Here is a 26,220-nt window from a genome sequence, read left to right on the forward strand (position 1 = left end):
TTGTAAGATGGAGGAATACCCTCAAATATTAATTGTTCATACTAATTATGATAAAATATCGGCTATTGCAGATTTTTTAAAAAATAACGGTTTTTTAGTTAAACATATTGTTTCTCCACTGGAGGCCTTCAAATTAATTCCAACTCTAGATCATGTAGTTGGATATTTATTGCAAAAAGAGTCGAAACCGTTATCAGCATATAAGATGATAGATTATATTAAAACGGAACTAAGACAGAATAAAATTTTTATTGTAATTTCAGAAAACAAAACAGATAATTTATCGAATGTTGAAGAGGAATTGGCAGATTTCGAATTACCGGAAAATCCAAATAAAAAAGATTTAGATAAATTATTATTGATATTTAGTGGAACGCAAAAAATACAAACTAATAAAGAGAAAATTTATAGTTTAGATTATTTAAAGGAAGTGTCTGATAATAATCTGGACTTTATACAAGAATCTTTAGAGCTTTTTAAAGAATCTTTAATTAAAGATTTAGAAGATTTAGAATTTAATTTAAAATTAGGCGCTTATAAAGAGATAAGAAGTTTGGCACACAGAATAAAACCATCTTTTGCGATGTTATGTAACCAAAAGGGGGTTAAAATTTGTGATGAAATTACTTATGATTCTGAAGATTCAGAATTACCAAAATTAATTTCAGAATTAAAAAATACGTATCTTGAGATGATAAATTTAATTAAGAGCGATTTCCCAAATTTAAAATAAAAAAATGGAAAAGATATTAATAATTGAAGATAACACGATGGTTGTAAAATCTCTTCAGTTTAAACTAAAAAAGGATGGTTACGATGTATCGGTTGCTGAGGATGGTAGAGAAGCATTACGACTTATAAAGGAAACGACATTCAATTTAGTGTTAACCGATCTTAATTTGCCTTTTGTAACCGGTAATGAAATTATAGCCTACTTAAAAGAAAATCAACCAGAAATACCAATAATAGTATTATCTACCTCCACACAAGAAGATATCATTATGAATGCGTTTAATATGGGAGTAGAGGATTTTATAACCAAACCATTTAGTCCGAATGAGTTATCGTTGAGAGTTAGACGGTTATTGTCCAAATAGAGGCCAATATAGCTAAGGCATACATTTTAAGTAATGATAATAGATACTATAAAATATTTTAAGCCTTTTAATCAGCTGCTAGACAATTTACCTTCTGTAATGAGGGTAAACATTATAGTAAGTATAGTTTTTATAGTATTCATTGTCATATTTATATCGCTGATAATTTATTTACGATATTTTAAAAACTCTAGAAATAATAAAAAAGAAAAACAACGCTTACTTTTAGAAGAATTTCTTAATTCATATTTATTCGATGAGGATTTCGATGCTGAAAAAGAAATACTAAACTTCAAAAAACAGCATGTTATATCTAATTTGCAAAAGAAAATAGCTTCTCGCGAGATATTACTTTATAACAGTAATTTAAAAGGAGAAACTTCAGAAATGTTACGGAATCTGTTTTGTAAATGGGAATTAGATGAATTTTCTAAAAATCAGTTATTAAGCTCCAAGTGGTATTTAAAATCTAGAGCTATATTCAGTCTATCCGAAATGTTAATAGAGGTAGATCTAAACCTAATTATTCCTTTATTAAATCACCCTAAAGATGAAGTCCGCCAACAGGCTCAATTATATTTTATAAAAACAGCAAAAGCGGAGCCTTTAAATTATCTTACTCAGCTGAAACGACCGCTTACACTTTGGGAAGAAATTTTTGTAGAAGATGCTTTAAAGAATGAATATCATGGCGAAATTCCAGACTTTTCAAAATGGTTATATAGTAACGATGGTTTTACAATTTTTGCTATCCGAATGATTGCCCGATTTAATCAGTATGAAAATATACCAAAGTTATTACCATTATTAAACCATGCGTCTATTTCTATTAGATGTGCCGTGCTAAATACACTTGCTAAATTGGAATATTTCAGTATTTTACCAATCGTTAAAAATATGTTTGATGATTCAGAATATGAATTAAAAATGACAATTTTAGAAGTGGTAGAGCATTTTGAAGATACCGATTTATTACATGATTTAAAGACAAAAATTACTATAGAAGATTGGAATTTGAATTTAAAATTCTATACTATTGCTCAAAAGCTTCTTCCTGACGAAAAAGAAAATTTATACTTGACATTTAAGAAAGAAAAAGCAGTAGTAATTTAAATGAATATATCTTTTGAAGACATAGTAGAGTTTGCAAGCTGGTTCTTTCTAGTTTATGGAGTCTTAATAGCTTCAGGATATTTATTTTCTGCTTTTTTTTCAATTTTCGAAATACGAGAATATAAACGGAAAAACAATTTTGGTAACGAAACGGCTTTATTACAAACATCCGATTTGCCAAAAATTTCTATACTTGCTCCGGCATATAATGAGGGCTTAAATATAGTTGAAAATGTACGTTCCTTGCTTACCATTAATTATCCCGGATTTGAAATTATAATTATAAATGATGGTAGTAAAGATGATACTATGAGCCTTTTAAAGGAAGAGTATCAGTTAGAAGAGTATCAACATATCTATAATCAGGATTTATCAACCAAAAAAATAAGGGGCATCTATAAATCGAAAAATTCAGCTTTCGATAAATTAATGGTAATTGATAAAGAAAATGGAGGTAAGGCAGATGCTTTAAATGTAGGTATAAATGTATGTAATTATAATCATGTTTGTTGTATAGATGTAGATTGTATTCTAGAGTACGATGCAATGATAAAGCTAATTAAGCCCTTTTTAAATAATACTAAAAAGGTAATAGCATCTGGAGGAGTTATACGTGTAGTTAATAATTGTATAATAGAAGATGGACGAATTATAAAAGTTAGTCTTCCCACTAAATTAGTTGCAAGAGTTCAGGTTATAGAATATTTTAGAGCATTTTTAATGGGAAGAATGGCTTGGTCTCGTGTAGATGGATTATTACTTATTTCAGGAGCATTTGGTATGTTTGATCGTTCTATCGCTATAGAAGCTGGCGGCTACAATACCAAAACAGTAGGAGAAGATATGGAACTTTTAGTCCGTATGCGCCGTATGATGCGAGAAAAAAAACAACCTTATAGTGTAGGTTTTGTACCGGATCCTTTATGCTGGACAGAAGTTCCGCAAACATGGGAAATATTGAATAGACAGCGTAATAGATGGACAAGAGGAACCGCGGAGACGCTTATAATTCATAAAAAAATGTTATTCAATCCCAATTATGGGATTTTGGGAGTTTTAAGTACTCCATTTTGGTTGTTTTTTGAATGGATGGCGCCATTAATAGAATTTTTCGGATTTATTTTTCTGATTATTATGGTCTGGTTCGGTTATTTAAATTGGGAGTTTTTCTTAACTTTTTTGGTAGCAGCTTATTTATTTGCAGTTTTGTTTTCGGTAACGGCTATTTTTTTCGAAGAGTATTCGTTTCAGCAATATAAAAAACCAAAGTATATCTTACAATTATTAATAACTGCATTAGTAGAACCTGTTGTGTATCACCCTAGGGTTATGTGGGCTGCAGTTTGTGGTAATTTTGATTTGCTTAGAGGAAAAAAAAGTTGGGGAGAGATGAGCCGTGCAGGATTAAAAAAAATGTCTAAATAAATATTGAAGACCTATTGAAAACATATTACAATTTTTTGTTGCTATTAGTATTGAGTAGTTTTTCTGTTGTTTCTCAGACAACAACTAGACCTTCTGAAGATTTTATAGAACGTTTATATGTATCTGCAAATTTTGGAATTATAAACTACGATTATGGCTTTAATTTATTAAAGAATGGAAATACAGCTAATTCAATATCCAATACTTCTACTTTTGCCGGTAGGTTTGCTGTTGGGACGCATTTAAAAAAGGGGTGGGATGTGCAATTAAGTGTTATGCGTCCTGCAGAATGGGTACAATATGAAAATGTAAACGGGAATACTTATAATAAATCGGTCTGGACAAATATTTGGGGTATAAGTGCTCGTAAAAATTTATTGGTATTTCATCGATTTCGAGTTTTTTTAGAAGCAGGTGTAAGTAATGTAATGCGAAATGGCTTTGAATTGAATGGAGAAGAAATAATTAAAGATGTTCAGTATATCTATCCTATTTTTGGAGTGGGTATCTATTATCCTATCGGAAAAAAAATAGATGCAGTAATTAGCACAACATATTCGCCAGAGAAATCTAAAGATAATCAACCTGCTACCTTTTTTATTAGTGGAGGTATTACTTTTAATGTAGGAGAACAATCTGAAGAAGTTTTGCGGAAAAAAAAGGAGTCACCTTACTATTTTCCTCGAGATTTGTTTCAGGTAGGATATGTTAGTGATGAATTTGGATTCGATATCAATAAACAATTTTCAAGCGGACTATCTACTAGTATTCCTGTATTCTGGTTGGGAGATGTATTTGTAAAGCAAGGAATAATTGCTACGTATCAGTACGATTTATTCCACACTTATAAAAATTTCTCATTAAGTGCTGGAATAAATTATGCACATTACGAAACTCAAAAAGGAGATCAATTTTCTGCAATTTCAATATATCCTTTAATAAAATGGTGGTTTCTACGTACTAACCCTATTGATGTATATTTCAACTATTCGTTAATAGGACCTGCTTACATTTCTTCAAGTCGGCTAGATGGAATCGATACCGGAGAAGAGGCTACTTTTCAGGATTATTTAGGAATCGGATTTTTATTTGGTAAAAACCGACGTTATAATTTAGATTTCAGGATAGCTCATTATTCAAATGGAAATATATTTGGAGATAATCCTGGTGTTGCCATTCCATTAAGTATAAATTTAGGCTATGCTTTATATTAACTAACTTCTAAAAGCCGTTAATCATATCTTCCATCGCTTTTACATCTTCAATTTTAGTCTTTTTTGCTTTTGTTGAAATGTAGCCTTCTTTTTTTAATTCAGAAATTAAGCGAATAGCAGATTCTGTAGCGGTACCAACAATGTTCGCTAGATCTTCTCTAGATAAGTTTATTGATAGAAATCCTTCATCATCGGTTCCAAAATTGGTGTAAAGGTATAGAAGAGATTCTGCAATACGTTGTTTTACGTTGTTTTGAGACATATTAACAATAAAGTTGTCTGAAGCTCGAAGATCTTCAGCCATAACTTTTAACAAGTTCCTTGTAAATTCTGGATTGTCGTTTATTTTGTCAATAATTAATTGCTTTGGTATAAAACACATTGCAGTATCATTAAGGGCTACAGCACTTAAGTTGGTTTTTTCATCAGAAACCACCGATCGTTGTCCTAATATTTCACCCTTTTTAGCAATTTTAACAATTTGATTTTTTCCGTTAGGGCTTAGTTTAGAGAGCTTAGAGACTCCGTCTCGAACACAAAAAACACCATTTAATTTTTCACCTTCTTTAAATATAAGATCACCCTTTTTATATTCCATCATTTTTTTCTGATCAGAGATGGATCTAAGCTCTTCTTTGCTGAAGGCTTTTAGCGCATTAAATTGGCGAATTACACAGTTCTCACACCTATTTTCTGGCTTTTTCATTTAGAGGGTCTTTTAGATAAATTGTTGGAGAACAAATATAACAAATTCTAGGCATACTGATAATTATCATATTTTATATTTTATAAATATTTAAAATTTGCACCACGGTTTAAGTTGTGCAAAATATGAATAAGTGTTACCACTGCGGAGAAGATTGCAGGGAGGATACTTTCTTGTTGGATGGAAAGTATTTTTGTTGTAACGGCTGCAAAACGGTTTATGAAATTTTAAGTACTAACGATCTCCAATATTATTATGAATTGGACGATCGGCCAGGTATTTCGCCCAAAACTCAACAAGGCAAATACGATTATCTTCAAAATGAAGAGATTGTTGCTAAATTGTTGGAGTTTGACAGCGATACTGTTAGTATTGCTAATTTTTTAATTCCCGATATTCATTGTAGTTCTTGCATTTGGATTTTGGAGAATTTGTCGCGCTTACACCCGGGGGTTTCTAATTCTCAAGTTAATTTCCCGGAAAAGAAAGTTAGAATCACTTTTTATTCAGAAGCAATTACATTAAAACAAGTTGTTGAATTGCTTTGTAAATTAGGGTATGAACCTTATTTGTCTTTATCAGATTCTAAAAAGGAAGCAAAAGATATAGACCGTAGTTTAATTTATAAACTAGGCGTAGCTGGTTTTGCTTTTGGTAACGTAATGTTTTTATCGTTTCCAGAATATTTTGAAGTAAAAGAATTTTGGCTCGATCAATTCAAATACGTATTCCGCTACTTAATGTTTGCATTTACATTACCGGTTGTATTTTATTCAGCCAGTAGTTATTTCGTTTCAGCGTTTAAAGGACTAAAAGCAGGTATTCTAAATATAGATGTGCCAATTGTTTTAGGTATTTCTGTTTTATTTATTCGTAGTGCTGTTGAAATTATATTGGATATCGGAACCGGATTTTTCGATAGCCTTACCGGATTAGTTTTCTTTTTATTGTTAGGACGTTATTTTCAGCAAAAAACATATTCTTATCTTTCTTTCGAACGTGATTATAAGTCGTATTTCCCAATTGGAGTTACCCGAATTAATCATAAAGGAACCAATAACGAAAACGAAGAACAGGTTGAGGTTTATAAGTTACGAAAAGGCGATTGTATACTAATTCGTAATCAAGAATTGATTCCTGTAGATGCTATTTTAAAAGAAGGTAATGCTTATGTAGATTACAGTTTTGTAACTGGGGAGGCAGAACCCTTAGCCGTTGAAGAAAATAAAAAAATATACGCCGGAGGTCGGCAAACAGGAGGTATAATTCATGTAGAAGTGTTAAAGCCTGTAGAACAATCCTATCTAACTCAGCTTTGGAATAACGAGGCTTTCGATAAATCTTCTAAATTAACTTTTCAAGATATAACCAATAAAATAAGCGGCTATTTTACAAAGGCTATTTTGATAGTGGCAGTTGTAGCTACAATAGCTTGGTTTTTTATAGATAGTAGTAAAACTTTAGAAGTTTTTACCGCAGTATTAATTATTGCTTGTCCTTGTGCTTTGGCATTAGCAGCACCTTTTACATTAGGAAATTTGCTACGTGTTTTCGGACAAAAAAAGTTTTATTTAAAAGAAGCAAACGTCATTGAGAAAATGGCACATATAGATACTGTAGTTTTTGATAAGACCGGTACGCTAACAACTAACAATTCTAATAAAATTGTTTATGAAGGAGAAGATCTTTCTGAAGAAGAAAAAGTATTATTGAATAGTACTTTGCGTGCTTCTAATCATCCGCTAAGCAGATCCTTGTATCAGCTTTTAGAACAACATAATATTAAGACACTTGACCATTTTTCTGAAAAAGTAGGAAAAGGTATTGAAGCATCTTCTTTAAAAAATTCAATTAAAATAGGTTCTCGGAAATTTGTTGATGAAGCTACCAATAATAAAGAGCAAATCAATCAAACCAGTGTTCATATAAGTACTAATAATGCTTACAAAGGTTGTTATATTTTAAAAAATGAATATAGAAGCGAAGTAGTTCCGCTTTTTAATGAATTAAGTAAAAAGAAAAAATTATTTGTGCTTTCAGGAGATAATGAAGGAGAGAAAGATGTATTAAGTAAAATGCTGCCTATAAGTACTAAAATGTGTTTTAATCAAAAACCACATGATAAGTTGCAGTTTATTAAAAAATTGCAACAAGAAGGAAGAAAAGTAATGATGGTAGGAGATGGACTAAACGATGCAGGGGCATTAAAACAAAGTGATGTGGGAATTGTAATTTCAGAAAATATTAATGTTTTTTCACCAGCTTGCGATGCTATTTTAGATGCTTCCGTTTTTGGTAAATTAGGTAGTTTTTTTCGATTATCTGAAAAGGGCCACAAAATAATAAAAGCTAGTTTTATATTTTCGCTTTTTTATAATTTAATAGGGCTTGGTTTTGCTATTTCAGGGAATTTGTCACCAATTGTAGCCGCTATTTTAATGCCGCTTAGCTCTATTAGTATAGTAACGTTTACTACCTTGGTTTCTCAAGTAGTATCACGTAACGAATTTAAGGAAAATAAAAACTGATAAATGTCATTTTTTACGAGTGAGTATCATAATAATTTTACAAAAAATTAAGAATCAATGAATATCATCTACGTTTTGTTAGGTATTAGTGTTGTAGTAGCGGTGATTTTCTTTGTTGCTTTTATAATTTCAGTCAAAAAAGGGCAATATGATGATACATATACACCCTCAGTTAGAATGTTGTTTGATGATGAAGTTGTTGAATCCAAGAAAAAATCAAAAATCACCGATAAATAATTCTTTTAAATCTTATGGAAAAAGATCAGTTTTATTACGATAATAAAATCGTAAGGAAATTTATCAATGCCACCATTTTTTGGGGCGTTGTAGGGATGAGTGTAGGGCTACTCCTCGCTTATATGTTTTTATTCCCGAATGTTACCGACGGAATTCCTTGGTTAAGTTTTGGGAGGTTAAGACCTTTACATACAAATGCTGTTATTTTTGCATTTGTAGGTAATGCGATATTCGCAGGGGTTTATTACTCTTCCCAACGCTTATTAAAAGCCAGAATGTGGAGCGATGCTTTAAGTAATATCAACTTTTGGGGTTGGCAACTTATAATTGTATCCGCAGCAATTACATTACCACTAGGATATACTACTTCTAAAGAGTACGCCGAATTAGAATGGCCTATCGATATAGCAATTGCTTTAATTTGGGTTGTATTCGGAGCTAATTTAATTGGAACGATTTTAAAAAGGCGACAACGACATTTATACGTAGCTATTTGGTTTTATTTGGCAACTTTTGTTACGGTAGCTGTACTACATATTGTAAACAGTATAGAAATACCGGTAACTGCTTTAAAAAGTTATTCTGCATACGCAGGTGTTCAAGATGCATTAGTACAATGGTGGTATGGGCATAACGCAGTAGCATTTTTCTTAACAACTCCCTTTTTAGGACTTATGTATTATTTTGTGCCAAAGGCTGCTAATAGACCTGTTTATTCTTATCGTTTATCTATTGTTCACTTTTGGTCATTAATATTTATTTATATCTGGGCAGGGCCTCACCATTTATTGTATACTGCTTTGCCGGATTGGGCACAAAATTTAGGAGTTGCTTTCTCGGTTATGCTTATTGCTCCGTCTTGGGGAGGTATGATAAACGGTCTTTTAACATTACGTGGTGCATGGGATAAAGTAAGGACAGATCCTGTTTTAAAATTTATGGTAGTAGCTATTACAGGATATGGTATGGCTACGTTTGAAGGACCAATGCTTGCATTAAAAAATATTAATGCCATTGCCCATTATAGTGATTGGATTATTGCGCACGTACACGTAGGCGCATTGGCATGGAATGGTTTTTTGACATTTGGTATGATCTACTGGTTAATTCCAAGATTATTTAAAACAAAATTATGGTCTACAAAATTAGCTAATATCCATTTTTGGATTGGTACATTAGGTATTATTATGTATGCATTACCAATGTATGTCTCTGGTTTTGTTCAAGCTTCTATGTGGAAACAATTTAATCCTGATGGAACATTAACCTATGGAAACTTTTTAGAGACTTTAACTGAAATTATTCCAATGTACTGGATGCGCGCTATTGGAGGTACTTTATATATTATAGGAGCACTTATTGCTTTATATAATGTTGCTAAAACAGCACGTCAGGGTAGTAAAGTTACTGATGAACTTGTAGAAGCAGCTCCATTACCAAAAATTACAAGTAGCAGAACTAATAAAGAGGGCTACCATACTTGGTTAGAAAGAAGACCAGTAAAATTAACTATTTATGCTACTATAGCTATTTTAATAGGTGGGGCAGTACAAATTATTCCATCACTAATAGTAGACGATTATGTGCCAATTATATCTAGTGTAAAGCCATATACGCCATTAGAATTAGAGGGTAGAGATATTTATATTCGAGAAGGTTGTGTAGGGTGTCACTCCCAAATGATACGCCCGTTCCGAAGTGAAGTGGAACGATATGGAGAATATTCTAAATCTGGAGAATATGTGTATGACCATCCATTTCTTTGGGGTAGTAAACGTACCGGTCCTGATCTATTCCGTGTAGGAGGTAAATATTCTGATAACTGGCATTTAAATCACTTGTATGATCCACAAAGTACGTCTTCAGGTTCTATAATGCCTAGTTATAAATGGTTATTGGACAGAAAGCTAGATAAGTCTAATACTGAAAGTAAAATGGAAACCATGGTTGGTTTAGGGGTTCCTTATACTCAGGCACAAATTGATAGTGCGCAAGCTTGGATGGATACTCAAGGAACTCAAATTGAGAAAAATCTTTACAATGATCCTGATTTTGTAAAAACGTATGAAAGCGATAAGCAATATGCTAAAAAAGTTGGTGCTGATTTTATAGAAATGAAAGACCGTGAAATTGTAGCATTAATTTCTTACTTACAACGATTGGGAACAGATATTAAAGTTAAGTCTCCTAATGATGGAGAAGAAGTAACATCAAAATAATAAGTCTATGCTTAAGTTTATAAAAGGAAATTTAGAACAAATTGATGGGGTAACAATTTACCCCATAATTTCCCTTATTATATTTTTCACATTCTTTGTAGCGCTATTTATTTGGGTAATGTCCGCTAATAAAGAACACATCAAAAAAGTCAGTAATATTCCTTTAGAGGACGATAATAACGAAATACAACCATGAGAAGTCTTGCATCGTATATTAGAGTTTTAGTAATTACCGGATTAGCGTATCTTTTTCTAGAATTAACAGTAAGTACAACAACAGGAGAACTAGCAATAGTAGAATATCCAGTAATTTGGGCTGTATTAGGCATATTATTGATATTTGGTATTGCTATGGAAGTTGTATTGGCTAGTATTCAATCAATATTGTTTCGTAGTTTAACTCCAGAAGCTCAAGAACGTTACATACAACAAACAGCTGCAAAGAAAAATCTTCAATTTGCAAAAATTAAAGCATTTTTCAAAAAACTAAATAAAAGTAAACCTGTTGAAGAAGAGGGTGAAATTATTCTTGACCATAACTACGATGGTATTCAAGAATTAGACAACGATTTGCCGCCATGGTGGATTTATCTATTCTATGTAACTATTGTTTTTGCAGGAGTATATTTAGTAAGACATCATCTTTTTAATGCACCTAATCAGCACGAGGAATATATAGCTGAAGTTCAAGAAGCCAAAAAAGCGATTGAAGAATACAAAAAAACAGCTAAAGATTTAATCGATGCTAATACAGTTGAATTACTTACCGGAGAAGAAGATGTTAAAGCCGGTGCAGCAATTTTTGCAGGCAATTGTATTGCTTGTCATAAAGCAGATGCTGGAGGGGGAATAGGTCCGAACCTTACCGATGATTATTGGATTAATGGAGGAGGAATAAAAAATGTATTCCATACTATTTCTGAAGGAGGAAGACCTGGTAAAGGTATGGTTGCTTGGAAAACCGATCTAAAACCTAGCGAAATAGCTCAAGTAGCCAGTTATGTAATAAGTTTACATGGTACAACTCCGGCAGATCCTAAAGATCCTCAAGGTGAATTATGGGTAGATGAAAATGCACCGGTTGAAGATGTAGAGGTTACAAAAACTGATTCTACTTCAGTAGAAGTTATTATAAAAGATGAACCCGTAACTGATTAGATAGCGCAAAATAAATATCATGAGTACAATCCCCGAAAATAATTTTAGAGACTCAATAAGTACAGTAAACGAAGAAGGAAAACGTAACTGGTTATATCCTAAAAAACCTTCCGGTAAATTTTATAAATACCGTAAAATAGTAAGTTATATATTATTAGTTATATTATTTACTTCGCCATTTATTAAGATTAATGGGAATCAATTCTTATTATTCAATGTTTTAGAACGGCGTTTTAACCTTTTTGGATATCCTTTTTGGCCACAGGACTTTTATTTAATTGTTTTAATGATGATAATAGGGATTGTATTCATCATTCTATTTACTGTGGCCTTTGGGAGGATATTTTGTGGATGGATTTGTCCTCAAACTATTTTTATGGAAATGGTTTTCCGTAGAATAGAATATTGGATTGAAGGTGACCGAGGAAAACAAATGCGGTTAAACAAACAACCTTGGAATGCTGAAAAAATACGTAAAAAAGCAATTAAATGGACGTTGTTTTTTATTATCTCATTTTTTATTGCAAATATTTTTTTAGCTTATATAATTGGTAGTGATCGTCTCTTAAGATATATAACAGAGGGACCATTTGTAAATTTATCAACCTTTACTTCTCTGTTAATTTTTACAGGTATTTTCTATTTTATTTTTGTATGGTTTAGAGAGCAAGTATGTTTAATTGCTTGCCCTTATGGTAGGCTTCAAGGAGTTTTATTAGATAATAAATCTATTGTTGTTGCTTACGATCATAAAAGGGGTGAAAAGGAAGAAGGAAGAGCCAAGTTTAAAAAACGAGAAGATCGTGCTGCTACCGGAAAAGGAGATTGTATCGATTGTGCTCAATGTGTACAAGTTTGTCCCACCGGTATCGATATTAGGAATGGAACTCAGCTAGAGTGTATAAATTGTACGGCTTGTATAGATGCTTGCGATGCAATGATGGAAGCTGTAAATCTTCCAAAAGGCTTAATACGCTATGCAAGCGAAGAAAATATCGAGAAAAAAGCTAAATTTAAGTTTACTCCACGTTTAAAAGGATATACAGCAGTTTTAGTGATATTAATTGGTGTTCTTACTGGATTGTTATTTGTAAGAAACGATATAGAAGCTAGAGTTTTACGCTTACCTGGGCAGTTGTACGAGCATCAAGATAATAACCGTATCAGTAATGTGTTTACATTTAAATTGGTTAATAAAACCAATAAAGATATTAAAGATATAGAATTTAAATTATTGTCTCATAAAGGAGAAGTTAGACTAGTTAAAAATGCAGATTTTACAGTTCCAGGACAAGGCCTTTCAGAAGGTACTTTATTTATAGAGATTCCAGCTGGTTCTTTAAAAGGAGAAAAAGAAAAATTAACAATAGGGATTTATAGTGACGATAAATTAATAGAAACAACAACCACAACATTTTTAGGCCCTCGTAGTTATCGATAAAAAAGAATAAGATATGAAATGGAATTGGGGAACAGGTATCGTAGTAGGAATGCTCTGTTTTATGAGCTTTATTATGTTCATGATTGTAAGAATGAGTACCGAAAAAAAATTCGATCATGATTTGGTGACAGAAGATTATTACGGTAAAGAGCTGCATTTTCAGCAAGAAATAGAAGCCGAGAAAAATTTAAAATTATTTTCAGGAGAAATAAAAACTCAACGAATTCCTGAAGGTTGGGAAATAGTTTTTCCTGATGGCGCAGATAATATAAAAGGAGAAATCACTTTTTATCGTCCATCTAATAAAAAACTAGATTTTACAATTCCATTAAAAATAGTAGATCGTAAAATGATAGTGCCAAAAGAAAATTTAGTAGAAGGACGTTGGAATATTATACTCGAAATGAAGTATAAAGGGAAAGATGTGTTATATAAACAAGAAATTTTATATTAATAAATGTTAGTAAGCGCTCTGTTATTAGGATTGTTAGGAAGTTTCCACTGTGTGGGAATGTGCGGTCCTATTGCTTTTTTGTTGCCGCTTAACAGAGCGAATAAATGGCTGATGTATTTTCAGTTATTTTTATATCACTTAGGAAGAATTATTTCTTATGCATTTATAGGATTGTTATTTGGATTGTTGGGTAGAGGATTGCACTTATTCGCTGCCCAACAAAAATTATCGATAGGTATTGGTGTTTTTATGGTTTTAATTGTTCTACTTTCTTTTGGAACAAAGAAATTTCAAAAATTAGGAAGTCCTTTTTATCGAATTATCAGTAAAATAAAATCAAAAATAGGAGCTAATCTAAAAAAACAAACACCCGATACCTTTTTATCCATAGGTTTACTAAATGGGTTTTTGCCATGCGGATTAGTGTATATGGGAGTTTTAGGAGCAATAGCACAGGCAAATGCGGCATACGGAAGCTTGTATATGGTTTTTTTCGGATTTGGAACTATCCCGTTAATGACTATTACTGTAGCCTTAGGAAATTGGATTGGTGTTAATACTAGAAATAAAATCCGAAAGTTTATACCGGTTTTTGTAATGCTTACCGGAATATTATTTATACTAAGAGGTGCAGGGCTGGGTATTCCATATGTGTCTCCAAAAGTATCTGATGATAAGGTAAACGCAACTATAGAGTGTCATCAGCCACTTAGTCTTCAAGAAAACGAATAGCTAATTATTTCGAGAGCTTTTCGATAATTTCGGTATTAAATTCGTGACCACCATTATAGCTTATAATTTCAAAATTATAGGGAAATAAAGTGTTCATTCTTTCTTCTTCAACTTTAATAATCCCTTTTTTTAGGTAGTTATCTTCCGTTCCGTAGAGATACGTAGTTTTTGTATTTTTTAAAAAAGCGAAATCTTTAGGATGTAATTCCGAAGGAACTTTGCCTGAATGCAAAATTAATTGTTCGCATTCTAATTTTTTTCGTGCTAAAAACCGAGTAGCTATAGAAACACCTTGCGAATAACCCAAAACAATTAAATTAGGAGCATTTTTTAGATTTTCTACTTCGTAAACTTTTTCCAAATACTGCAATACATTTTCAATTTCTGTATCGGTTTTTTCTTTAGTTAACCAAGAAGCACCAACATGTCGATAATTATCTTTTAAATAATATTTAGATTGTGCTTGTGGTGCAATAATATAGTTTTCATCAGAATTCAAGCCTATAAAATGCCGGATAAAATAACGGCTTAAATAGCCAAGTCCGTGGAAAACTAGCCATACATTTTTCGTATTTTGGGTAAATTCATTTAAAACATTATAGGTATTGCTAATTTGATAAGAAACCTGTTTTTCGTAGCTCATGCTGTAAATTCAATTTTGTACTTTTACAAAGTAATTAATACAATACTATGAACAAAGCGGAAATTCTGGGAATGTGTGCAAAAATGTGTAAAAACACATTGATGGAAACCTTGAATATTGAATTTGTAGATGTAGGAGAAGATTTTTTAACCGCTAAAATGCCGGTAACGTCCAAAGTGCACCAACCAGATGGCGTGCTGCATGGCGGTGCTAGCGTTGCCTTAGCTGAAAGTGTAGGTAGTGCTGCAAGTTATCTGTTTTTAGACACTAGGGACTTTGTGATTCGTGGGATTGAGATTTCTGCCAATCACCTTAAAAGTATAAAAGAAGGAGATGTTTTTGCTAAAGCAACCTTTATTCATAAAGGACGAACAACACAGTTGTGGAATATTCATATTACCGATAAATCCGATAATTTAATTTCGCTTGTAAAATTAACAACTATAGCATTACCAAAAAATAAATCATGATGCAGACGATGGCGTTTTTTAACGCACTAGAAGAGCATATCAATAAAAAATTACCATTTGTAGCGTATCGAAAACCAAGTGAAACTGTATTAAAAGCATTTTTACAGAAAGATTTGCACTCTTATAAAACCACCAATTTTTCAGAAAGTGGATTTGTTTTGTCTAATTTTATAGGAACCCAGAGCCTTTTAATTCCTGAAGAACATTCAGAAATTATTACTTCGGAATATAAAATAAACGCTTCAATTGATGAACCGTCAAAATATATTTCTAAAATAAATACTACTACCGAGCAAGAGAAGCATGAAAAATTAGTAGCAAAAGCTATTGCTGAAATAGAATCGGGAAGTATGAAAAAAGTAGTGTTAGCTCGGAAAGAAAAGATTGATATAAAACTTTCTGCACTTTCAATTTTTAAAAATTTGTTGGAAAACTATCCAAAAGCCTTTTGTTATATCTGGTCGCATCCTGAAAGCGGAATATGGATTGGAGCTACTCCTGAAACTTTAGTGAAAGTAGAACGGAACCGATTTAAAACAATGGCTCTGGCAGGAACTCAAGCTTATAAAGGAATATTAGAAGAAGCCACTTGGACGCCAAAAGAAGTTGAAGAGCAAAAGATTGTTTCTGAAGAGATTGTTCAAAAATTAACAGACTTTAACGTAACTTCCGGAGAAATAAAATTTAGCAATCCGTATACGGTAAAAGCAGGTAATTTACTACATATTCGTACCGATATTTCTGGAATTTTAAAGGATGAAAATTTAGCAAATTTAATAGAAAGTTTGCACCCAACTCCTGCGGTTTGTGGTTTTCCTAGAGAGCAAGCCAAAAATTTTATTATTGAAAATGAATATACCGATCGTGAATTTTATTCAGGATTTTTAGGGGAAATCAATGTAAAACAAGAAGTAAAAAGAAATTTGAACCGGAGAAATCAAGAGAATCAGGCGTATGCCAGCATCCGAAAACAATCTGATATTTTCGTGAATCTTAGGTGTATGAAATTAGAAGAAGGTAAGGCCGAACTTTTTATTGGTGGAGGAATTACAGCCGATTCTAATCCAACAGCTGAATGGGAAGAAACAGTAAATAAAAGTTATACTATCAAATCGGTTTTAGTCAAATAGAATTAAATTTCTACTAAAGCATAGGTAAATTACTCTCAGACTTCACAAATTTTAAAATCTGTGAGGTTTCTTATTTATCAGCCAGAAATCGTTAAATACTTTTTAAAGCAGCTAACTAAGTCTGCCATTAATTGTAATTTTGAAGAAGCAGTAAATATGTGGTATTTTCTCAACTTCTCTTGAAAATATCGCTTACGAAAAAATAAATTGTGAAGTACTCTAAAATACCTGTAGCGCGTAATGTGATTTCACTTTGCGTTTCAAAAAATATAAAACATGTTGTTATTTCTCCCGGTTCACGTAATGCGCCGCTCACCATTGGTTTTACACACCATCCCGATATAAAATCGTATAGTGTGGTAGACGAACGATGTGCAGCGTTTGTAGCCTTGGGTATGGCACAGCAATTGCAACAACCAGTAGCTCTAGTTTGTAGTTCAGGTTCAGCATTGCTTAATTATTATCCGGCAATTTCAGAAGCTTTTTATAGCGATATTCCGCTAGTAGTAATTTCTGCAGATCGGCCTATTGAGCGCATAGATATTGGAGATGGACAAACTATTCGACAAAAAAATGTATACGAAAACCATATTTTGTATTCAGCGAATTTGTATTCGGAATTAGTTTTGGAATCGGAGCCAATTGAAAAAAAATTACAACAAAAACAATGGGAAACGCAAAAACATAACGAACGCGAAATAAATTTAGCGTTAAATAAAGCTATTGAAGGAAAAGGCCCCGTACATATTAATGTGCCACTTTACGAGCCACTTTACGATACTGTTGAAGATATAGCTGTAAATCCTCTTGAAATTCTTCCTGAAGTTACTAAAAAGCAATATTCAAAAGATGAATTATTGGTCTATGCCGATATTTGGAATTCTGCCAAGCGAAAAATGGTAATTGTAGGAGTAGCACAGCCAAATATAGTTGAGCAAAAATTTTTAGAGAAATTAGCTAAGGATGATTCGGTGATTGTGTTTACCGAAACGACTTCAAATTTACATCATAAAGAGTTTTTTACAAGGATCGATACCATAATTGGTCCTATTGAAAAAGATGAAAATAAAGAAGAGCTTTTTGAAGCTTTACAGCCCGATATTTTATTAACGTTTGGCGGAATGATTGTTTCTAAAAAAATAAAAGCTTTTCTTCGAAATTATAATCCTAAGCAGCACTGGCATATCGATCCTAAAAAAGCGTACAATACGTTTTTCTGCTTAAATAAACATTTTGAAACTTCGGTTAACGATTTTTTTACTGATTTTTTTCCACTAACCACTAAAATTGATAGTGATTATGGGAAATTCTGGAAAAGTGTACGTAAAAATCGTCAAATTAAACATGATGTATATATGGAAGAGATTCCATATTCCGATTTAAAAGCAGTACAATTATTAGTATCTAAAGTTCCGAAGAATACCATTTTACAACTCGCGAATAGTTCCACTATTCGTTATTCGCAATTATTTAGCTGGGATCCAAGCTTAAAAATATTCTGTAACCGAGGCACAAGCGGTATAGATGGAAGTATTTCCACCTCGGTAGGAACTGCTATAGCTAATAGAGCGCCTGTTTTAATGCTAACCGGAGATTTAAGTTTCTTTTACGATAGCAATGCGCTTTGGAATAAATATATACCTGCAAATTACCGAATTATAGTTATAAATAATTCAGGAGGTGGAATTTTTAGAATTTTACCCGGGAATAAAGACAATGAGAATTTTGATACGTATTTCGAAACTATTCACGATCTTAAAGCGGAACATCTAGCAAAAATGTACAATTTCGAGTACGAAACAGCTGCTTCTGAAACCGAAATTAGCAGTGTTTTAAGTACATTTTTTTCAGCTTCAGAAAGACCGAAAATTTTAGAGATTTTTACTCCTCGAAAAGTTAATGATGAGGTTTTACTTAATTATTTTAGTTTTATGAAATAATGAGCCAAACAGAGCAATTAAATGCTAATTATAAATATCGAATTAATCGAGTTTTTGATTATATAGATCAAAATCTAGAAACCGATTTGTCGTTAACTAAACTGGCTGAAATTGCTTGTTTTTCACCCTATCATTTTCATCGGATTTTTAAATTTATAACAGGAGAGACTCTCAATGAATTTATAAAAAGACGCAGAATCGAAACCTCAGCCTTAGAATTATTGCATAACAATAGTAGCATAACAGCTATAGCCCATAAATTTGGTTTTAGCGATAATTCCTCTTTTTCTAAAGCTTTTAAAAACTATTTTAAAGTAAGCCCAACAGAATTTAGAAAGCAAAATCCACATCGGCATACCAGGATTAGTCAGTTAAAAAGCAAGAATGGACAAGCTTATCCGGATTCCGAAAAATACATTTGTATTCTTACTAATCTAAAAAAATGGATAGCAATGAATGCAACGGTAAATGTTAAAACAATACCTAAAATGGATTTAGCTTATGTCTCAGCTATAGGAGCTCAAAATCTGCAAAGTGCTTATAGAGAATTAATGCGTTGGGCCACACCTTTAGGTTTATTAAACAAACAAACTAAAATGTTAACCCTTTATCATGATAGTTTTAAAGTTACAGCAGCTGATAAAGTGAGGATGAGTGCAGCAATGCTTATTGATACTCCACTTTCTATTACAGGTGAAATTGGTGTTACAAGTATCCCAGCAGGAAAATGTATTGTAGCTAATTTTACGATAGGAGTAGATGAATTTGAAAAATCATGGACCGGTTTATTTTTATGGATGAATGAAAATGGATATGCGAAAGCCGAAAGGGAACCTTTTGAGATTTATCATAATAATTTTAATGAGCATCCTGAGAAAAAGGCAATAGTTGATTTTTATATTCCAATTCAATAAAACCGAGCTGTTTTTTAATATTTAGAAGTTTTTAATATAAGTATAAGTTTTCTTAAGAATATATTGACGGTTTTTCAATACTTTAATTATTATCTTGTAAATAACTAATAAATAATAATTTATGGCAACGAAGACAGATGAACGTGTAGGGAAATATATTCAAGATTTTAAAGAAAATATAGGAAAAGAGCCCGATGTAGGTTTGATTAGAAATATAACCGAATATCTGCATACGGTAGTATTTAGAGACGATGCCGAGACCGTAGCAGCAACCGATAAAACAGAATTAGAAACCGTCAAAAATAATTTTTTAATAAAAAAATTAGGACTACCCGATAATAGCGATTTAGATGTCGGCTTAAATGCTATGATAGAAAAATATGGAAAGTCTAACCGAAATAAATATCGAGTAGTACTTTATTATTTACTAACTGAATATTTTGAAAAAGAAGCTATTTTCAAATAAGATATACGGAAAAAAATTAATAATCCGCTTTCTATGTTTAGAGAGCGGGTTTCTTTTTTATGTTTCACAAAAAATAAAAGTATCTTTGCATTTTAAATTTGGATTATGCTAACTATAGGGGAATGCCATCGATTAATTATTGATAGAGAAACAGAACCGGGATTATTTCTTCGGAATGAAGAGGGTGATGAGGTTTTGTTACCCAATAAGTATATTCCCGAAAATTTCGAATTAGAATCTGAAATTGAAGTTTTTGTTTATTTAGATCATGAAGAACGTCCGGTTGCAACTACTTTAGAACCTTACGTAAAACTTGATGAATTTGCTTTCTTAGAATGTGTAGAAACAACCACATTTGGTGCTTTTTTAGATTGGGGACTTGAGAAACATTTATTTGTTCCGTTTAAAGAGCAAGTATATCCAATGCAAGAAGGACATCGATATTTAATTTTTTGTTATTTAGATTTAGATACTAATCGATTGGTAGGTTCTAGTAAAGTACATGCTTTTTTAGATAATTCAGAATTAACAATAAAACCTTTTGATGAAGTAGATCTTATTATAAGTAATAAAACCGATTTAGGGTATAATGTTATAATAAATGAATTGCATCTAGGCTTAGTATATAATGATGATGTTTTTAAACCTATAGAAATAGGAGATCAACTAAAAGGATTTATAAAAAAGACTAGAGAAGATGGTAAAATAGATGTCACTTTACAACGTCCTGGTTACCGTAGTATAGAACCCAATGCTAAAATAATTTTAGAAGAATTAGAAAGGAATGATGGTTTTCTGAATATTTCTGATAAATCCTCTCCAGAAATGATAAAATCTGTTTTAGGAATGAGTAAGAAAAGTTTTAAACGTGCAGCAGGAAACTTATTTAAACAACGAGTTATAGAAATTAAAGAAGACGGAATCGCATTAACCGATAATCAATAATTATAAGTTCGATTATTGTAATAATAAGGTCTGGTATACCTCCCCATTCCATTATTATAAAGTGAATTATGATATTGGTAAAACGGGTTACGATTGTTTGGGGAATTAAAATTTTGGATATCTGAGTTAAGTTGAGTTCGATCCTCGTTTCCTGAAAATCGAATAGATTTTTCTTCTTTTTTAATTTGGGTTTGTGGTAAATTTATATCAGCTAGGCGTTTTGCCTTAGCCATTTCTTTTGCTCTGTTTTCTTGATTTATAATTCCTACCATATCAAATTTTTCAGGCCGTTGGTTAGTTACACCAATAAAAGTACCTGAGGGTAAGTTAGGATCGTAATCTAAAAATTTTAAAAAAGGATCGGATTGCAATTCTGATAAAGCCGGAGCAATCGACCGATTTTCTCCTATCTGAAGATATACTGTTTCATTTGAGGCATTGTCTTGTGCCCATAAACATGCACCAAAACTAAGAAAGAATAGTATACAGCAAAATTTCTTCATTAAACCTTAAAATTTATAATGGTTATTTCAAAAACTGTGCTAAACTTAAAACAGCTTCACTTAAAATCAAAATAACGAATATAGTTTTTAGCCTACTAAGTCTTTTTTTATTGATTGTAAACTATTTATAAAATAAAGAATATTCTATTGCAGATTTTTTTATTAAAAAGTAGAATTATTCAAAAATAGGGCTATTTTAGTTCAACTAATTAATATAACAACTAATCATGAAAAAAATAATTTTTATCCTTTGCTTTGTCTTAGGAACAAGTGCATTCGCTCAACAAACAGAAAATGATGCATTTCAGAAAAAAGCAGTGGAGTTAATTAAATTAACCTCAGGGCAACAATTCGAAATATTAAGCGAGCCTATTGTTAACCAAATTCCTGAAAGTAATCGTGAAGCCTTCAAAGAAGAATTAGATAAAAGTTTACAAGGATTATATGTAAAATTAGCAAAAATTTATCGTGAAGAATTTACAGAAGAGGAACTGGATAAAATTTTAGCATTTTACGATACACCAGTAGGTGAAAAAATGGTAGAAACCACCCCAAAAGTAATGCAAAAAGCTATGACTGTTGGTCAACAATGGGGAATGGAGTTGCAAGGTATTATGCAAAAATATATGCAGTAAGTAGTTTTAAAAGATATAAAAAAGCCTGGTTTAAACAACCGGGTTTTTTTATATCTTTTTGTTTTTATAAGTAATCTACACAATATACGTGTAATATGAAAAACTTTATATTGATAATATCCTTTATTGTAGCATTTTATAAAGCAAATGCTCAAGAAAGTATTTCATGTGAAGAACAACAACAAAATGCAATACAAGATATTCAAAATGGAATATATAAATATAAAATTCATAGCGGTTTTAAAACAGTTGATCAGTTAAAATTTGACTTTTATTTTAAAAATTATCTTTTTACAAAATTCAATATTGAATATTTTTATTTAGGTTGTATATCAGGTTTACAAAAAAAAGAAGGTTGTTACTGGTCAACTATGGATAGTTTATTTACTCAAAAATTTGGAGCAAATTTTATTGAAAAACAGTTTCATAAAATAAATGAATCCTATTATAGGCTAACCGAAAAAGAAAAATCTGAAATTTTATCAGAGGATAAAGTATTTAGAGCTCATGAATTAGAAAAACCAGTAAAATTTGTTGGAGATATTAATGAAGTAAAAAAATATTTTAAAGAAAGATACCGAATTCCCGATAGTATTTTTAATAATTGGTTAAATGTTCTTGAAATTGGAATTGATGGAAAAGTTGAAGATTATCAATTAAATGCATTTGAATCGAACACTAAATTTTATCCAATTAATAGTAAAGAACAAAAATTAAACGACCTTAAAAATATAAATAAATTAGGCATATGGAAGCCTGGTTGTATTTATGGAAAAAAAGTTCGGTCAGATTTCTTTTTATAAAATACAGTTGTAAACATCGTAAAACAAAGCGTATTTACGGCGCGATTTTGTAATGTCTAATCTTATTAAAATTGCTAAAACCTGTTCTTAACTAAAATTACTATGTTAATTCGTAACCGGCGGTTATACAAAATCGTTAAACAGGTTTATTTTTTTAGTACCTAATGTATCGTAAACAATAATTTAATTCTCATTTTTTTATAGCTGATAAACTGTAAAATTAAACGTTCATGGGGTTTAAAAGCAATGCAAAAAAACTTAGATTTTTTTATTGCTAAATTCTAAAATTTTCAGTTCGTTTTATAAACTGAATGCAATACCTTATTTTTACTTCATAAATTTTATAATATGGAAAAAGCGGACTGGAAAACAGTTAAAGAATATGATGATATTACCTACAAAAAATGCAACGGTGTAGCTCGAATTGCATTTAACCGTCCTGAGGTTCGTAATGCATTTCGACCTAAAACTACCAGCGAGTTACTCGAAGCTTTTCACGATGCTCATGAAGACACTTCTATAGGTGTAGTTTTACTTTCTGCAGAAGGTCCTTCACCAAAAGATGGCGTATACTCGTTTTGTAGTGGTGGCGATCAAAAGGCTAGGGGAAAACAAGGTTATGTTGGGGAAGATGGTTACCATCGCCTAAATATTCTAGAGGTACAGCGTTTAATCCGATTTATGCCAAAAGCAGTTATTTGTGTAGTTCCTGGTTGGGCAGTAGGTGGCGGCCATAGTTTACATGTAGTTTGCGATTTAACACTGGCTAGCAAAGAACATGCTATTTTTAAACAAACTGATGCCGATGTAACGAGTTTTGACGCTGGTTATGGCTCAGCATATTTGGCAAAAATGGTTGGTCAAAAGAAAGCTCGTGAAATCTTCTTTTTGGGAAGAAATTATTCCGCTCAGGAAGCTTATGAAATGGGAATGGTAAATGCTGTAATTCCGCATGAAGAATTAGAAGATACGGCTTATGAGTGGGCGCAAGAAATTTTAGCAAAATCACCAACATCCATAAAGATGCTAAAATTTGCTATGAATTTAACTGACGACGGAATGGTAGGACAACAAGTTTTTGCCGGTGAAGCTACACGTTTGGCATATATGACAGACGAGGCCAAAGAAGGTCGTAATGCTTTTTTAGAAAAAAGAAAGCCTAACTTCGATAAAAAATGGATTCCATAAAAGCTAATTTTAGTAACAATACCATAGATATTTCAAACTTACCCGATTTTGAGCAGGTTGCACTGAATCCCGTAAATAAAAAGCTATTAACCAAACATCTATTACAGTTAGGTGTTTGGTTTATTATTTTTATAACGATAAGTGACTTTCTTTATTATTTAGATCAAATTTTTTTAAGCGCACTAGTTGGAGTGTTTTTAGCTTTAATTAGTAGTTGTTTACTTTTTATCTGTATTAAAGAACAGTCAATTTACGGATATGCTATTCGAGAAAGAGATCTTATTTATCAAAGAGGATATTTAATCACTAAAACAACTATAATTTCTTTTAATAGAATTCAGCATGTATCTATTAATCGTAGTTTGTTGGATAAGTGGTTAGGTTTGTCAAGCTTAAAAGTTTTTACAGCAGGAGGCAACGGAAGTGATATTAGCATAGCCGGTTTAGAGCCACAGTTAGCTGAAAAATTAAAACAAGCTTTAGCTGGAAATATCGCTGAAGAACATGAATAAACCTTTTAGTATACCACAACGGCAATCTGCACTTGGTATTGTGTTGATTTTTACTTCTACACTTTATAAAGTAATAAGAGGTTTTTGGGCAGTACTAATTTATTTTCTTATTAAAAAACCAAGTCAAGAGCTATTGCTATATGTAATTGTTGGTATTTTTATTCTATTTATTATAGTCGCTATTTTTAGTTATTTCGATTATCGTAAATTTCTTTTCCATATCGATTATGAAGCTGAAGAATTTATTCTGAAAAAAGGTGTTTTTACTTCTGATTTTATAGCGATTCCTTTTGATAAAATTCAGCAGATTAATTTTGAGCGGGGTATTGTACAGCGTATTGTGGGCGTGTATAGTGTAGTAATTGATACTGCAGGAAGTAAAGAAAAAGAAGTTAAAATAAAAGCGGTACATACAGAAGAAGCAAATCAATTAGTAACTATTCTGAATCAGCTTAAAAACGAACCAAAAAAATCCTCAGAATCAATACAAAATACGGAAAATTTAGAATCTTCAGAACCTTCTATTTCAGATGAAAAATGGACCTATAAATTAAGTTTTTCAACCTTATTAAAAACAGGTGTTAGCAGTAATTTTTTTAGAGGATTCGGATTAATTTTCGTGTTTATATCGACAATTTTTAATGAATTGAATCAGTTTTTTGAAGAAGAAACATCTAATTTTTGGAATACTCAATTTGCTGAAAATATGGGTGGTGTAGCTACAAAATCGATTTTATTTTTTTCTGGTATTGTTATCATATTATTGATGTTAAGTATTATAATTACTACCGGAGAAATTTTTATAAAGTATTTTAATTTAAAACTTACTCAAACTAAAAGTAGTTTAGATCTCCAAATGGGGCTAAAAACAAATACACGTGTTTCTTTAAAACCAAAGCGAGTTCAAATTTTAAAAATAATTACAAATCCTATCCAAAAAAAATTAAATCTGTATCAAGTAGGATTATGGTTAGCCAGTAGCGAAGAACACCAAAAGAAAGATAAAATTCAGATTCCCGGTTTAGAAAAAGATACAATTCAAAAAATAAAGCAATTTCTATATCAAACTAAAGAAAGTGATTCAGGAGTAATCTTTAGGCCACACTGGGTAGAGCTTTACAGAAGAATGATAATTGGAATTATCCCGATAGTTATTAGTGGAATTCTTCAATACTCTACGAAATTTATTGAAGTAAAAAGCTGGGGTATTTTTGCGACTTTGTATTTACTTATTTATACCATTTGTCAATATCGAATCTTCAACTCTTTGGAATTGCACATAGGAGCAGCGTTTATTCGTAAAAAATCTTCACTTTGGGATGAAACTAGTGAAATAATTGAAATGTATAAATTACAATCACTCTCTATTAAACAACCGTTTTGGTATAAACGAAGAAATTTGGTTCATGTTGTTTTTCACACTGCTGCAGGAGATATTACTTTTCGAACTGTAGACCGAGCAATACTAAGAGAAATAAATTACTGCCTTTATCTGATAGAACGAGACAATAAAGCTTGGATGTGAATTTTTATAAATTAAATTAACAATAATATTTTCATTTTAATCTATATAGTTGTTTTTAACAAACCGTTTCTCAATATCAAATAAGTGAAGAAGATAGTTAGGTTCTAAATGCCAGCGTAATAATTCATATAGAAAGACAATTAAGAGCTGTTATTTGAGACGAAAATGGAAACAGAATTCAATTGTAATAAAAAAAGCCACTAAATAAGTGGCTTTTTTATA

Annotated in this window: 27 protein-coding genes; 24 read left to right on the top strand and 3 right to left on the bottom strand. The window is 31.5% G+C overall.

Annotated elements, in window-relative coordinates:
• Window positions 1–7 precede the first annotated feature (7 nt).
• Genes ACN0WI_RS09840 through ACN0WI_RS09860 form a run of 5 tightly spaced genes read left to right on the top strand, consistent with a single transcriptional unit; the run spans window position 8 to window position 4,849 of the window.
• A complete protein-coding gene (locus ACN0WI_RS09840; RefSeq protein ID WP_417886574.1) occupies window positions 8–733 on the top strand; it encodes an Hpt domain-containing protein in 726 nt (241 codons plus the stop codon).
• A gap of 4 nt (window positions 734–737) precedes the next feature.
• Window positions 738–1,097 carry a response regulator transcription factor gene (locus tag ACN0WI_RS09845; protein ID WP_417886575.1) on the top strand — a complete coding sequence of 120 codons (360 nt, stop codon included), beginning with the start codon at window positions 738–740 and terminating at the stop codon, window positions 1,095–1,097.
• Window positions 1,098–1,130: 33 nt separating this feature from the next.
• Window positions 1,131–2,210: a HEAT repeat domain-containing protein gene (locus tag ACN0WI_RS09850; protein WP_417886576.1), complete on the top strand. Its 1,080-nt coding sequence runs from the start codon at window positions 1,131–1,133 to the stop codon at window positions 2,208–2,210.
• The gene (locus ACN0WI_RS09855; protein WP_417886577.1) at window positions 2,211–3,635 is read left to right on the top strand and encodes a glycosyltransferase family 2 protein; all 1,425 of its coding nucleotides are present in this window, start codon (window positions 2,211–2,213) and stop codon (window positions 3,633–3,635) included.
• A 14-nt stretch (window positions 3,636–3,649) separates the two neighbouring features.
• A complete protein-coding gene (locus ACN0WI_RS09860; protein ID WP_417886578.1) occupies window positions 3,650–4,849 on the top strand; it encodes an acyloxyacyl hydrolase in 1,200 nt (399 codons plus the stop codon).
• A 7-nt stretch (window positions 4,850–4,856) separates the two neighbouring features.
• Here the strand turns inward: ACN0WI_RS09860 and ACN0WI_RS09865 are convergent, their stop codons facing one another.
• Window positions 4,857–5,555, bottom strand: a complete 699-nt coding sequence (locus tag ACN0WI_RS09865; RefSeq protein ID WP_417886579.1) for a Crp/Fnr family transcriptional regulator — start codon at window positions 5,553–5,555, stop codon at window positions 4,857–4,859.
• 125 nt (window positions 5,556–5,680) lie between these two features.
• Here ACN0WI_RS09865 and ACN0WI_RS09870 point away from each other — a divergent pair, with 125 nt between their 5' ends.
• Genes ACN0WI_RS09870 through ACN0WI_RS09905 form a run of 8 tightly spaced genes read left to right on the top strand, consistent with a single transcriptional unit; the run spans window position 5,681 to window position 14,324 of the window.
• Window positions 5,681–8,083 (top strand): heavy metal translocating P-type ATPase, encoded by a 2,403-nt coding sequence (locus ACN0WI_RS09870; protein ID WP_417886580.1) that lies wholly within the window; start codon window positions 5,681–5,683, stop codon window positions 8,081–8,083.
• A gap of 57 nt (window positions 8,084–8,140) precedes the next feature.
• Window positions 8,141–8,320 (top strand): cbb3-type cytochrome oxidase assembly protein CcoS, encoded by a 180-nt coding sequence (gene ccoS / locus ACN0WI_RS09875; protein ID WP_417886581.1) that lies wholly within the window; start codon window positions 8,141–8,143, stop codon window positions 8,318–8,320.
• A 14-nt stretch (window positions 8,321–8,334) separates the two neighbouring features.
• Window positions 8,335–10,539, top strand: coding sequence for a cytochrome-c oxidase, cbb3-type subunit I (gene ccoN, locus ACN0WI_RS09880; protein WP_417886582.1), 2,205 nt, complete (start codon window positions 8,335–8,337; stop codon window positions 10,537–10,539).
• 7 nt (window positions 10,540–10,546) lie between these two features.
• Window positions 10,547–10,735 carry a cbb3-type cytochrome c oxidase subunit 3 gene (locus tag ACN0WI_RS09885; protein WP_417886583.1) on the top strand — a complete coding sequence of 63 codons (189 nt, stop codon included), beginning with the start codon at window positions 10,547–10,549 and terminating at the stop codon, window positions 10,733–10,735.
• Window positions 10,732–11,697: a cbb3-type cytochrome c oxidase N-terminal domain-containing protein gene (locus ACN0WI_RS09890; RefSeq protein ID WP_417886585.1), complete on the top strand. Its 966-nt coding sequence runs from the start codon at window positions 10,732–10,734 to the stop codon at window positions 11,695–11,697. Before ACN0WI_RS09885 ends, ACN0WI_RS09890 begins: the two co-directional genes overlap by 4 nt.
• A gap of 19 nt (window positions 11,698–11,716) precedes the next feature.
• Window positions 11,717–13,138, top strand: a complete 1,422-nt coding sequence (ccoG, locus tag ACN0WI_RS09895) for a cytochrome c oxidase accessory protein CcoG (protein WP_417886587.1) — start codon at window positions 11,717–11,719, stop codon at window positions 13,136–13,138.
• Between the two features lie 13 nt (window positions 13,139–13,151).
• Window positions 13,152–13,592 carry a FixH family protein gene (locus ACN0WI_RS09900; RefSeq protein ID WP_417886588.1) on the top strand — a complete coding sequence of 147 codons (441 nt, stop codon included), beginning with the start codon at window positions 13,152–13,154 and terminating at the stop codon, window positions 13,590–13,592.
• Window positions 13,593–13,595: 3 nt separating this feature from the next.
• On the top strand, window positions 13,596–14,324 hold the full coding sequence (locus tag ACN0WI_RS09905; protein WP_417886589.1) for a sulfite exporter TauE/SafE family protein: 729 nt from the start codon (window positions 13,596–13,598) through the stop codon (window positions 14,322–14,324).
• A 4-nt stretch (window positions 14,325–14,328) separates the two neighbouring features.
• On the opposite strand, the gene ACN0WI_RS09910 is transcribed toward ACN0WI_RS09905, so the two are convergent.
• Entirely contained in the window at window positions 14,329–14,967 is a 639-nt protein-coding gene (locus tag ACN0WI_RS09910) for an alpha/beta hydrolase (protein ID WP_417886590.1), read from the bottom strand.
• Window positions 14,968–15,014: 47 nt separating this feature from the next.
• On the opposite strand from ACN0WI_RS09910, the gene ACN0WI_RS09915 reads away from it, so the two are divergent.
• From ACN0WI_RS09915 to ACN0WI_RS09940, 6 genes are all read left to right on the top strand, one after another.
• The gene (locus tag ACN0WI_RS09915) at window positions 15,015–15,437 is read left to right on the top strand and encodes a PaaI family thioesterase (RefSeq protein WP_417886591.1); all 423 of its coding nucleotides are present in this window, start codon (window positions 15,015–15,017) and stop codon (window positions 15,435–15,437) included.
• On the top strand, window positions 15,434–16,567 hold the full coding sequence (locus tag ACN0WI_RS09920; RefSeq protein ID WP_417886592.1) for a chorismate-binding protein: 1,134 nt from the start codon (window positions 15,434–15,436) through the stop codon (window positions 16,565–16,567). The genes ACN0WI_RS09915 and ACN0WI_RS09920 overlap by 4 nt, the downstream gene beginning before the upstream one ends.
• Before the next feature lie 209 nt (window positions 16,568–16,776).
• Entirely contained in the window at window positions 16,777–18,507 is a 1,731-nt protein-coding gene (gene menD / locus ACN0WI_RS09925) for a 2-succinyl-5-enolpyruvyl-6-hydroxy-3-cyclohexene-1-carboxylic-acid synthase (protein ID WP_417886593.1), read from the top strand.
• Entirely contained in the window at window positions 18,507–19,421 is a 915-nt protein-coding gene (locus tag ACN0WI_RS09930) for an AraC family transcriptional regulator (RefSeq protein ID WP_417886594.1), read from the top strand. The genes menD and ACN0WI_RS09930 overlap by 1 nt, the downstream gene beginning before the upstream one ends.
• A 121-nt stretch (window positions 19,422–19,542) precedes the next feature.
• Window positions 19,543–19,887: a DUF2853 family protein gene (locus ACN0WI_RS09935; RefSeq protein ID WP_417886595.1), complete on the top strand. Its 345-nt coding sequence runs from the start codon at window positions 19,543–19,545 to the stop codon at window positions 19,885–19,887.
• Between the two features lie 105 nt (window positions 19,888–19,992).
• Window positions 19,993–20,832 carry a S1 RNA-binding domain-containing protein gene (locus ACN0WI_RS09940; RefSeq protein WP_417886597.1) on the top strand — a complete coding sequence of 280 codons (840 nt, stop codon included), beginning with the start codon at window positions 19,993–19,995 and terminating at the stop codon, window positions 20,830–20,832.
• Here the strand turns inward: ACN0WI_RS09940 and ACN0WI_RS09945 are convergent.
• Window positions 20,826–21,335 (bottom strand): hypothetical protein, encoded by a 510-nt coding sequence (locus ACN0WI_RS09945; protein ID WP_417886599.1) that lies wholly within the window; start codon window positions 21,333–21,335, stop codon window positions 20,826–20,828. The two genes, ACN0WI_RS09940 and ACN0WI_RS09945, sit on opposite strands and share 7 nt — an antisense overlap.
• A 227-nt stretch (window positions 21,336–21,562) precedes the next feature.
• Between ACN0WI_RS09945 and ACN0WI_RS09950 the strand changes: the two genes are divergently transcribed.
• The 5 genes from ACN0WI_RS09950 to ACN0WI_RS09970 all read left to right on the top strand — a co-directional run bounded on the left by ACN0WI_RS09950 (window position 21,563) and on the right by ACN0WI_RS09970 (window position 25,998).
• Window positions 21,563–21,970 carry a DUF2059 domain-containing protein gene (locus ACN0WI_RS09950; RefSeq protein ID WP_417886601.1) on the top strand — a complete coding sequence of 136 codons (408 nt, stop codon included), beginning with the start codon at window positions 21,563–21,565 and terminating at the stop codon, window positions 21,968–21,970.
• Window positions 21,971–22,065: 95 nt separating this feature from the next.
• Window positions 22,066–22,773, top strand: coding sequence for a hypothetical protein (locus ACN0WI_RS09955; RefSeq protein ID WP_417886603.1), 708 nt, complete (start codon window positions 22,066–22,068; stop codon window positions 22,771–22,773).
• 348 nt (window positions 22,774–23,121) lie between these two features.
• Window positions 23,122–23,961 carry a 1,4-dihydroxy-2-naphthoyl-CoA synthase gene (locus tag ACN0WI_RS09960; RefSeq protein ID WP_417886605.1) on the top strand — a complete coding sequence of 280 codons (840 nt, stop codon included), beginning with the start codon at window positions 23,122–23,124 and terminating at the stop codon, window positions 23,959–23,961.
• The gene (locus ACN0WI_RS09965) at window positions 23,949–24,473 is read left to right on the top strand and encodes a PH domain-containing protein (protein ID WP_417886607.1); all 525 of its coding nucleotides are present in this window, start codon (window positions 23,949–23,951) and stop codon (window positions 24,471–24,473) included. Before ACN0WI_RS09960 ends, ACN0WI_RS09965 begins: the two co-directional genes overlap by 13 nt.
• A complete protein-coding gene (locus ACN0WI_RS09970) occupies window positions 24,466–25,998 on the top strand; it encodes a PH domain-containing protein (protein WP_417886609.1) in 1,533 nt (510 codons plus the stop codon). Before ACN0WI_RS09965 ends, ACN0WI_RS09970 begins: the two co-directional genes overlap by 8 nt.
• The last annotated feature ends 222 nt before the right edge of the window (window positions 25,999–26,220 follow it).

It is taken from the genome of Zunongwangia sp., from assembly GCF_048269745.1.
Lineage (GTDB): Bacteria > Bacteroidota > Bacteroidia > Flavobacteriales > Flavobacteriaceae > Zunongwangia.

Excerpts from the sequence above, each read along its gene's own strand:
- ccoS (WP_417886581.1), top strand. The coding sequence starts at position 8,141 with ATGAATATCATCTACGTTTTGTTAGGTATTAGTGTTGTAGTAGCGGTG.
- ACN0WI_RS09935 (WP_417886595.1), top strand. The coding sequence starts at position 19,543 with ATGGCAACGAAGACAGATGAACGTGTAGGGAAATATATTCAAGATTTT.
- ACN0WI_RS09955 (WP_417886603.1), top strand. The coding sequence starts at position 22,066 with ATGAAAAACTTTATATTGATAATATCCTTTATTGTAGCATTTTATAAA.
- ccoG (WP_417886587.1), top strand. The coding sequence starts at position 11,717 with ATGAGTACAATCCCCGAAAATAATTTTAGAGACTCAATAAGTACAGTA.
- ACN0WI_RS09900 (WP_417886588.1), top strand. The coding sequence starts at position 13,152 with ATGAAATGGAATTGGGGAACAGGTATCGTAGTAGGAATGCTCTGTTTT.
- ACN0WI_RS09950 (WP_417886601.1), top strand. The coding sequence starts at position 21,563 with ATGAAAAAAATAATTTTTATCCTTTGCTTTGTCTTAGGAACAAGTGCA.
- ACN0WI_RS09845 (WP_417886575.1), top strand. The coding sequence starts at position 738 with ATGGAAAAGATATTAATAATTGAAGATAACACGATGGTTGTAAAATCT.
- ACN0WI_RS09915 (WP_417886591.1), top strand. The coding sequence starts at position 15,015 with ATGAACAAAGCGGAAATTCTGGGAATGTGTGCAAAAATGTGTAAAAAC.
- ACN0WI_RS09890 (WP_417886585.1), top strand. The coding sequence starts at position 10,732 with ATGAGAAGTCTTGCATCGTATATTAGAGTTTTAGTAATTACCGGATTA.
- ACN0WI_RS09850 (WP_417886576.1), top strand. The coding sequence starts at position 1,131 with ATGATAATAGATACTATAAAATATTTTAAGCCTTTTAATCAGCTGCTA.
- ACN0WI_RS09965 (WP_417886607.1), top strand. The coding sequence starts at position 23,949 with ATGGATTCCATAAAAGCTAATTTTAGTAACAATACCATAGATATTTCA.
- ACN0WI_RS09865 (WP_417886579.1), bottom strand. The coding sequence starts at position 5,555 with ATGAAAAAGCCAGAAAATAGGTGTGAGAACTGTGTAATTCGCCAATTT.
- ACN0WI_RS09930 (WP_417886594.1), top strand. The coding sequence starts at position 18,507 with ATGAGCCAAACAGAGCAATTAAATGCTAATTATAAATATCGAATTAAT.
- ACN0WI_RS09910 (WP_417886590.1), bottom strand. The coding sequence starts at position 14,967 with ATGAGCTACGAAAAACAGGTTTCTTATCAAATTAGCAATACCTATAAT.
- ccoN (WP_417886582.1), top strand. The coding sequence starts at position 8,335 with ATGGAAAAAGATCAGTTTTATTACGATAATAAAATCGTAAGGAAATTT.
- ACN0WI_RS09920 (WP_417886592.1), top strand. The coding sequence starts at position 15,434 with ATGATGCAGACGATGGCGTTTTTTAACGCACTAGAAGAGCATATCAAT.
- ACN0WI_RS09840 (WP_417886574.1), top strand. The coding sequence starts at position 8 with ATGGAGGAATACCCTCAAATATTAATTGTTCATACTAATTATGATAAA.
- ACN0WI_RS09885 (WP_417886583.1), top strand. The coding sequence starts at position 10,547 with ATGCTTAAGTTTATAAAAGGAAATTTAGAACAAATTGATGGGGTAACA.
- ACN0WI_RS09940 (WP_417886597.1), top strand. The coding sequence starts at position 19,993 with ATGCTAACTATAGGGGAATGCCATCGATTAATTATTGATAGAGAAACA.
- ACN0WI_RS09960 (WP_417886605.1), top strand. The coding sequence starts at position 23,122 with ATGGAAAAAGCGGACTGGAAAACAGTTAAAGAATATGATGATATTACC.
- ACN0WI_RS09905 (WP_417886589.1), top strand. The coding sequence starts at position 13,596 with ATGTTAGTAAGCGCTCTGTTATTAGGATTGTTAGGAAGTTTCCACTGT.
- ACN0WI_RS09970 (WP_417886609.1), top strand. The coding sequence starts at position 24,466 with ATGAATAAACCTTTTAGTATACCACAACGGCAATCTGCACTTGGTATT.
- ACN0WI_RS09945 (WP_417886599.1), bottom strand. The coding sequence starts at position 21,335 with ATGAAGAAATTTTGCTGTATACTATTCTTTCTTAGTTTTGGTGCATGT.
- ACN0WI_RS09870 (WP_417886580.1), top strand. The coding sequence starts at position 5,681 with ATGAATAAGTGTTACCACTGCGGAGAAGATTGCAGGGAGGATACTTTC.
- ACN0WI_RS09855 (WP_417886577.1), top strand. The coding sequence starts at position 2,211 with ATGAATATATCTTTTGAAGACATAGTAGAGTTTGCAAGCTGGTTCTTT.